Origin of the sequence: Brevibacterium renqingii, assembly GCF_017808105.1 — a bacterium.
GTDB classification, from domain to species: Bacteria; Actinomycetota; Actinomycetes; order Actinomycetales; family Brevibacteriaceae; genus Brevibacterium; species Brevibacterium renqingii.
Genome location: NZ_JADBHF010000022.1, coordinates 21858 through 28137 on the forward strand (window position 1 = coordinate 21858; position 6280 = coordinate 28137).

The window sequence follows — 6280 nt, forward strand, 5'->3', positions numbered from 1 at the left end:
CTGACAGAGAGGGTCGCTGTGGACTCCTTAGTAGTGATCATCTATCTCGCCGGAATGGTGGGATTCGGAATCTGGGGCCGGTTCAAGGCCAATGACCAGGAGGACTTCCTCGTCGCGGGCCGGCGCCTCGGCGGACTGCTCTACACGGGCACGATGTCGGCCGTCGTGCTCGGCGGGGCCTCGACGATCGGCGGTGTCGGCCTCGGCTACACCTCCGGTCTGTCGGGCATGTGGCTGGTGCTCGCGATCGGACTGGGCATCATCGCCCTGTCCCTGTTCTTCGCGCCCCGGATCCAGAAGCTCGAGATCTACACGGTCTCGCAGATGCTCGAGCTCCGCTACGGGAAGGGTTCGCGGTTCGTCTCCGGAGCGATCATGACCGCCTACGGGCTGATGATCTCGACGACGTCGACGGTGGCCTATGCGACGGTGTTCCACGCTCTGTTCGACCTCAGCAAGTTCTGGTCGGTGCTCATCGGCGGCGGCATCGTCATCCTCTACTCGATGCTCGGCGGCATGTGGTCGATCACGCTGACGGACTTCGTGCAGTTCTTCATCCAGACGATCGGCATCTTCCTCATCATGCTGCCCGTCGTGCTGTCGCAGTCCGGCGGACTGGGCGATCTGTTCTCGAGCCTGCCCGCCGAGCATACGAGCCCGGTGGGCATCGGCTGGCAGGCGATCCTCGGCTACATCCTCATCTACACCCTCGGTCTGCTCATCGGTCAGGACATCTGGCAGCGCGTGTTCACTGCGCGCAGCCCCGGGGTGGCCCGGTGGGGAGGATTCTCGGCCGGTGTGTACTGCCTGCTCTACGCCGTCGCCGGAGCGCTCATCGGCATGGCCGCGACGAAGATCGTCCCCGGCATCGAGGTCCAGGACGATGTCTTCGTCGCCGTCGTCGATGCCTCGATGTCACCGGTGCTCGGCGGGATCGTCCTCGCCGCCGCTCTGGCGGCCATGATGTCGACGGCCTCGGGCTCGCTCATGGCGGCGTCGACCGTATGCCGACAGGACATCATCGAACCGATCCTCGCACGCAAGGACCTCCTGCCGGTGACGGAATCGGATTCCGCAGCCGGTGCCGCCGGCGGAGCGGACACAGTCGGTGGTATGGCGGATGGCGGGACGGCAGCCGGCGGGACGAAGTCGACTCTCGTTCGGTCCCTGGTCCGCGAGACCGGTGACGAAGTCCGTGATTCGCGGATCTACCTCATCGTGCTCGGCGTCGTCACCCTCGTGCTCGCGATGATCATGCCCAGCGTCGTCGAGGCCCTGACCGTGGCCTACAACCTTCTCGTCGCGGGTCTGTTCATCTCCATCCTCGGCGGTCTCGTCTTCAGACGCGGCACGATCGTCGGCGTGATGGCCGGCATGATCCTCGGCGCCGTGACCACAGTGGTCGTGATGATCGTGGCAGGCATCTACTCGAACGAAGCCATCTACCTCGGTCTCATCGCCTCGCTGCTGGGCTACCTCGTCGGCTCCTTCGCCTCGAAGCCGACGGATCCTGCGATCATGGCCGCGTGGAAGGAGCGGCTGAGCCGCTGACACACCGCGCAACTCAGGACTTTGCCGCGGATGCGCCGGTCCTCTATATTCGACATGTCAGGCCGGTGTCGATGACGGATCCGGTTGATGCCGAAATGCCGGTGCTCGAAAAAGGAGCACGAAGCCGCGGGAACCGCGTGTGAGACATATATGGATCGTTCACTTCCATATCTCATCAGCGATTGGCTTCTCATGGCTCACACTTCTGCGCATGTCGCGCACACTCTCGCCCAGCACATCGACGAGGTCTTCGGCCTCATGGGCAACGGCAACGCCTACTTCCTCGACGCTCTGCTGCGCTCGACCTCGGCGAGCTACACTGCCGTGCGCCACGAGGCCGGCGCCGTGGTCGCCGCCGACGCCCACTTCCGCACCTCGGGGCGGATCGCCGCAGCCACGACGACCTACGGCGCGGGCTTCACGAATACGCTCACGGCCCTCGCCGAGGCGGCCCAGGCCAGGGTCCCCCTCGTCCTCGTCGTCGGTGACGAACCCACTTCGGGTCCGCGCCCCTGGGACGTCGACCAGATCGCCATGGCCTCGGCGGTGGGTGTGCGCACCTACACCGTCGGCCGCGTCGATGCGGCGGCGGCGACCGTGACCGCCATCGAGCATGCTCTGACCTACCGCGTGCCGGTGGTGCTGGCGATCCCCTACGATGTCGCCACTCTCGACATCGGCACAGTCCCCGAGGTACCCGGTCCGGCGGTGGCCGCTCCCCTGGCTCCGGACTCCGAATTCGGCCAGGTCTCACTCGACCGTCTGGCTGAGTCGCTCGCCGGAGCGAAGCGTCCGCTCCTCCTCGCCGGTCGGGGCGCCTGGCTCGCCGGTGCCGAGACCGAACTCGGCGAACTGGCTGCGGCCACGGGAGCCCTGACCGCGACGACCGCTCTGGGCCGCAACCTCTTCCCGGAAGCCGATTTCGACCTCGGAGTCGCCGGCGGCTTCGGCGCCCCGGCGGCGATGGAGAGGATTCGGGAAGCAGATGTCGCAGTCGTCTTCGGGGCCTCCCTCAACCAGTTCACCATGCGCTTCGGCGAACTCTTCCACCCCTCCACTTCGGTGTGGCAGGTCGACACCGACGACCGGGCGACGAACGCCCGAGTCGGAGGCTTCATTCGTTCGGACGCCAAACTGGCCGCGGGGCAGCTCGTGTCTCGTCTCGCCGCACGAGCACCTGCGGCTGGCACTGCCGGCCCCGCCTCCTGGCGCGAGACCGTCGACACCGCCGCCGACCGAGCCTATGAGGCCGGAACCGAATTCGCCTCCGAGGGTCGGCTGGACCCGCGCGCGGCGGCGGCCCGCCTCGGCGAGCTCCTGCCGGCCGACCGGGTCGTCGTCTCCGACGGCGGACACTTCATCGCCTGGGCGAACATGTTCTGGGAGCCGAGCGCCCCGGACCGCCTGGCCATGGTCGGCACCGCCTTCCAGTCGATCGGGCTCGGCTGGCACAGCGTGGCCGGTGCGGCGCGGGCGAACCCAGAGTCGACGATCGTGCTCACCACCGGCGACGGGGGCGGAGCCATGGCCCTGTCGGATCTCGACACTGCTGTCCGCTCGGCCGGCGGGCGCGGCATGGCCGTGGTCTTCAACGACGCGGCCTACGGTGCCGAGGTGAACCTCTATGGGCTCAAGGGGCTGGAGAAGTCGCCCATGCTCATCGACGAGATCGACTTCGCCGCACTGGCCACGGCCGCCGGAGGACAGGGACTCGCGGTGCGTTCGCTGGCGGATCTGGAGATCGTCGAGGAGTGGAAGGCGGCGCCTGTCGACCAGCGGAAGTTCCTGCTCCTCGACCTGCGAATCTCCGGTTCTGTCATCGCTCCGTATCAGGAGGAAGTCATCCGCGTGAACTCGTGAGGCGACCCCAGGTGACGATGCGCCAGAGCTTCTCCAGCGGCCCCTGACCGAAGAACCGCAGCCACAGGCTTGAGACGATCACCTGCACGAGGATGATGCCGAGGCAGATGAAGAGGCCGGCGAGGTAGCCGCCATGGGAGTCGAACCCGGCGAGGTCGGGCATGACGAAGCGGAGGCCGACCATGATCAGGGTCGCTCCGACGTAGTTGCTCAGCGCCATGCGCCCCAGCGGGGAGAAGATCATCCGCAGGGCCGCCTCGGCGGGGGTGCGCAGCAGTAGGACGATGACGGCGACATAGGTCAGCGCCATCGTCATGCCGAGTCCCGCGTTGATCCACTGGTCGACGTGTCGTGTGAGATAGTCCGTCAGCGCGAAGCCGATGACCGTGATGACCAGCGCACCGGCACCGACCAGCGCCAGCCGAGCAGGGTGTGCGAGTGCCGAGCGGACGAACCCGCTCCAGCCGATGGCGAAGCCCAGCAGGAAGAGACCCGGGATGACGGCGAGTCCGCCGCCGCTCGCAATCGCTGCGATCAGCAGGACTCCACCGAGCACCGAGGTCACAGGCGCGAGGAATCGTGCGGGGATCCATGTCGAGGGCAGGAGCACGACGATGCCGGCGATGGCGTACGGCAGCAGGGCCTCGCCCGTCTGCAGCAGCTGATGGAGCCCACCGAGGACTCCGAGGAAGGCGAACCGGCGAAGCAGCGCCGAGCGGGGACGCGAGCTGCGCGCGGATGCGCTGAGCCACATGAGTCCGAAGCCGATGCCGAAGAGGAACGAGAAGATCGGGAAGAAGCGGTTCTGCACGAAGTCTTCATAGAAGCGATAGAAGCCGAGGGCGCCGCCGTCGGCGTCGACCGAACTGAGCTCGAACAGCGGGGGCAGGTTGACCAACAGGATCCCGCACAGGGCGAAGCCGCGAACGACGTCGAGGGCGAGGATCCGGGTCCGGCGGGTGGGAAGAACAGTGTCTGTCAGCTGGGTTGTCATACTTCCATTCTTCGACTCCGGCCACATGCGCACATCGGCTGCAAGGACGGTTCTCGTCAGCAGGGGTCAGCCGTTCGGCCGATCCATCTCCCCCGATTCCCACATGGCGGCGGCGATCTCCACCCGGTTGCGGGCCTCAAGGCGTGTCTGAATGCTGCCGAGGTGGGTCTTGACCGTGCCGAGGGAGATGAAGAGCTGCTCGCAGATCTCCTGGTTGGTTCGGCCCGCGGCGACGAGCCTGGCGACTTCGAGCTCTCTGGCGCTCAGTCTCGCGACCGCGTGAGCGTTCCGTGCCGGGCTCGAGCTGCGCCTACTGAGCAGGTCGAGGGTCAGCGAGGGAGAGATGAGGGCATCGCCGTTCGCAGCGGCCCTGACCCCGGCGATGAGGAGGTCTGCTCCGGCGTCCTTGAGCAGGAAGCCGCTGGCACCTCCGTCGAGTGCGGCATCGACGTAGTCGTCATCGTCGAAGGTGGTGACCATGATGACTCTGGAGTACGGCGTGATCTCGGGCAGGGCCGCGAGTCCGTCGAGGCGGGGCATGCGTATGTCGAGGAGGACGACGTCGGGCTTCTGGCTTCTGGCCAGGTCGATCGCCTCGACGCCGTCGGCGGCCTGCCCGATCACGCTGATCGAATCTTCGGCGTCGAGGATGAGGGAGAAGCCCATCCGCACCATCTCCTGGTCATCGACCACGGCGACTGTGATCACTGTGTCCCCTTCCCTCCGTCACGTGCCGAAGGCAGCTCGGTGCGCACGCTCCATCCGCCTCCAGCGTCTCTGCCCGCTTCGATGGTCCCGCCGAGGTGGCTCACCCTGGTCCGCAGACTGCTCAGTCCCGTCCCGCTTCCGGCTCCGAGGCCGCCCGTGCCTGGGCCGTTGCGGACGACCATCACCACGGCCCCGGCCGCCTCGGCGGGGGTGGCGACAGTGACTCTGACCGGGGCGTCGGGGCCGGCGTGCCTGCGCACATTGGTGAGAGTCTCGACGAGCACTCGATCGAGCACGGGCCAGATGCGGCGGTCGACGTCGGTTGTGGTCTCGATGGAGATCTCGGCCTGCTCACCGTAGTCCTCGACACGGTCGCGCAGCGCCTGGGCGCTCTCGGCGACCGGGGCGCGGGCCGGGCGATCGGCGTCCCCGTCGGCCACGAGGCGGCGGATCTCCTCGAGCGCGCGTGTGCCCGACTCCTCGATCTTGTGCAGGGCCGTCGAGGTCAGGTCGGCGTTGTCGCTGCGGGCGGCGGCCTGGGCGAGGACGACGATCCCTGTCACCTCGTGGGCGATGAGGTCGTGGAGTTCGGTGGCGATGCGGCGTCGTTCCGCCTCGGCGGCGGTGGCTTGTCGTTCGAGCAGCGAGCGGTCGGTGAATCGCAGCATCAGACCGATCGAGATCGCGGCGACGATGAGGACCGCTGAGGCGAGGGCGTAGATCAGCCCGTCCGGCATGAGTCCCGGGACGAGTGCGTTTGCGACGGCGAGGATGACGATGAGGGCTGTCGGCACCCGCCCCGAGGCGGAACGAGCGAGCATCGCCAAGGTGACGAGACTCAGCCACAGGACGGTGAGACTGATCGTATGGGCGATCGCCACGAGGCCGAGTGCCACGAGCAGACCGCAGACCGACATCCATAGGCCGGCTGCTCGGACGCGGCCCTGCTGGTGGCGTATGAGGACCGGCAGGGCCACCGCGACGGCGACGACGTTGCCGAGGAGCAGGAACCACCCGGAGCCGAGCAGAAGCTCGAACCCGAATGCCAGAGGCACCGGGATCAGCCACAGCCACCTGTTGAAGCGTCTCATGAGGCTACCCTCGAATAGTGGACACCCAAGTTAGCGGGATTCCCAGTCCTGCTGGAAGGATGTTCAATATGTCAGA

At 67.1% G+C, this 6280-nt stretch carries 5 protein-coding genes; 2 read left to right on the forward strand and 3 right to left on the reverse strand.

The genetic code is table 11. From position 1 onward, the window contains the following. Nucleotides 1-18: 18 nt before the first annotated feature. Together IHE57_RS15985 and IHE57_RS15990 are read left to right on the forward strand one after the other, a co-directional pair. Entirely contained in the window at nt 19-1551 is a 1533-nt protein-coding gene (locus tag IHE57_RS15985) for a sodium:solute symporter family protein (RefSeq protein ID WP_209374616.1), read from the forward strand. Nucleotides 1552-1743: 192 nt separating this feature from the next. Next, the gene (locus IHE57_RS15990) at nt 1744-3411 is read left to right on the forward strand and encodes a thiamine pyrophosphate-binding protein (RefSeq protein WP_209374618.1); all 1668 of its coding nucleotides are present in this window, start codon (nt 1744-1746) and stop codon (nt 3409-3411) included. Here the strand turns inward: IHE57_RS15990 and IHE57_RS15995 are convergent. From IHE57_RS15995 to IHE57_RS16005, 3 genes are all read right to left on the reverse strand, one after another. Next, complete coding sequence (locus tag IHE57_RS15995) at nt 3392-4405, reverse strand: DUF418 domain-containing protein (protein WP_209374620.1); 1014 nt, start codon at nt 4403-4405, stop codon at nt 3392-3394. The genes IHE57_RS15990 and IHE57_RS15995 overlap by 20 nt on opposite strands. 66 nt (nt 4406-4471) lie before the next feature. After that, the gene (locus tag IHE57_RS16000; RefSeq protein WP_209374622.1) at nt 4472-5113 is read right to left on the reverse strand and encodes a response regulator; all 642 of its coding nucleotides are present in this window, start codon (nt 5111-5113) and stop codon (nt 4472-4474) included. Beyond that, on the reverse strand, nt 5110-6204 hold the full coding sequence (locus IHE57_RS16005; RefSeq protein WP_209374624.1) for a sensor histidine kinase: 1095 nt from the start codon (nt 6202-6204) through the stop codon (nt 5110-5112). The genes IHE57_RS16000 and IHE57_RS16005 overlap by 4 nt, the downstream gene beginning before the upstream one ends. Nucleotides 6205-6280: the final 76 nt, after the last annotated feature.

Excerpts from the sequence above, each read along its gene's own strand:
- IHE57_RS15990 (WP_209374618.1), top strand. The coding sequence starts at position 1,744 with ATGGCTCACACTTCTGCGCATGTCGCGCACACTCTCGCCCAGCACATC.
- IHE57_RS15995 (WP_209374620.1), bottom strand. The coding sequence starts at position 4,405 with ATGACAACCCAGCTGACAGACACTGTTCTTCCCACCCGCCGGACCCGG.
- IHE57_RS16005 (WP_209374624.1), bottom strand. The coding sequence starts at position 6,204 with ATGAGACGCTTCAACAGGTGGCTGTGGCTGATCCCGGTGCCTCTGGCA.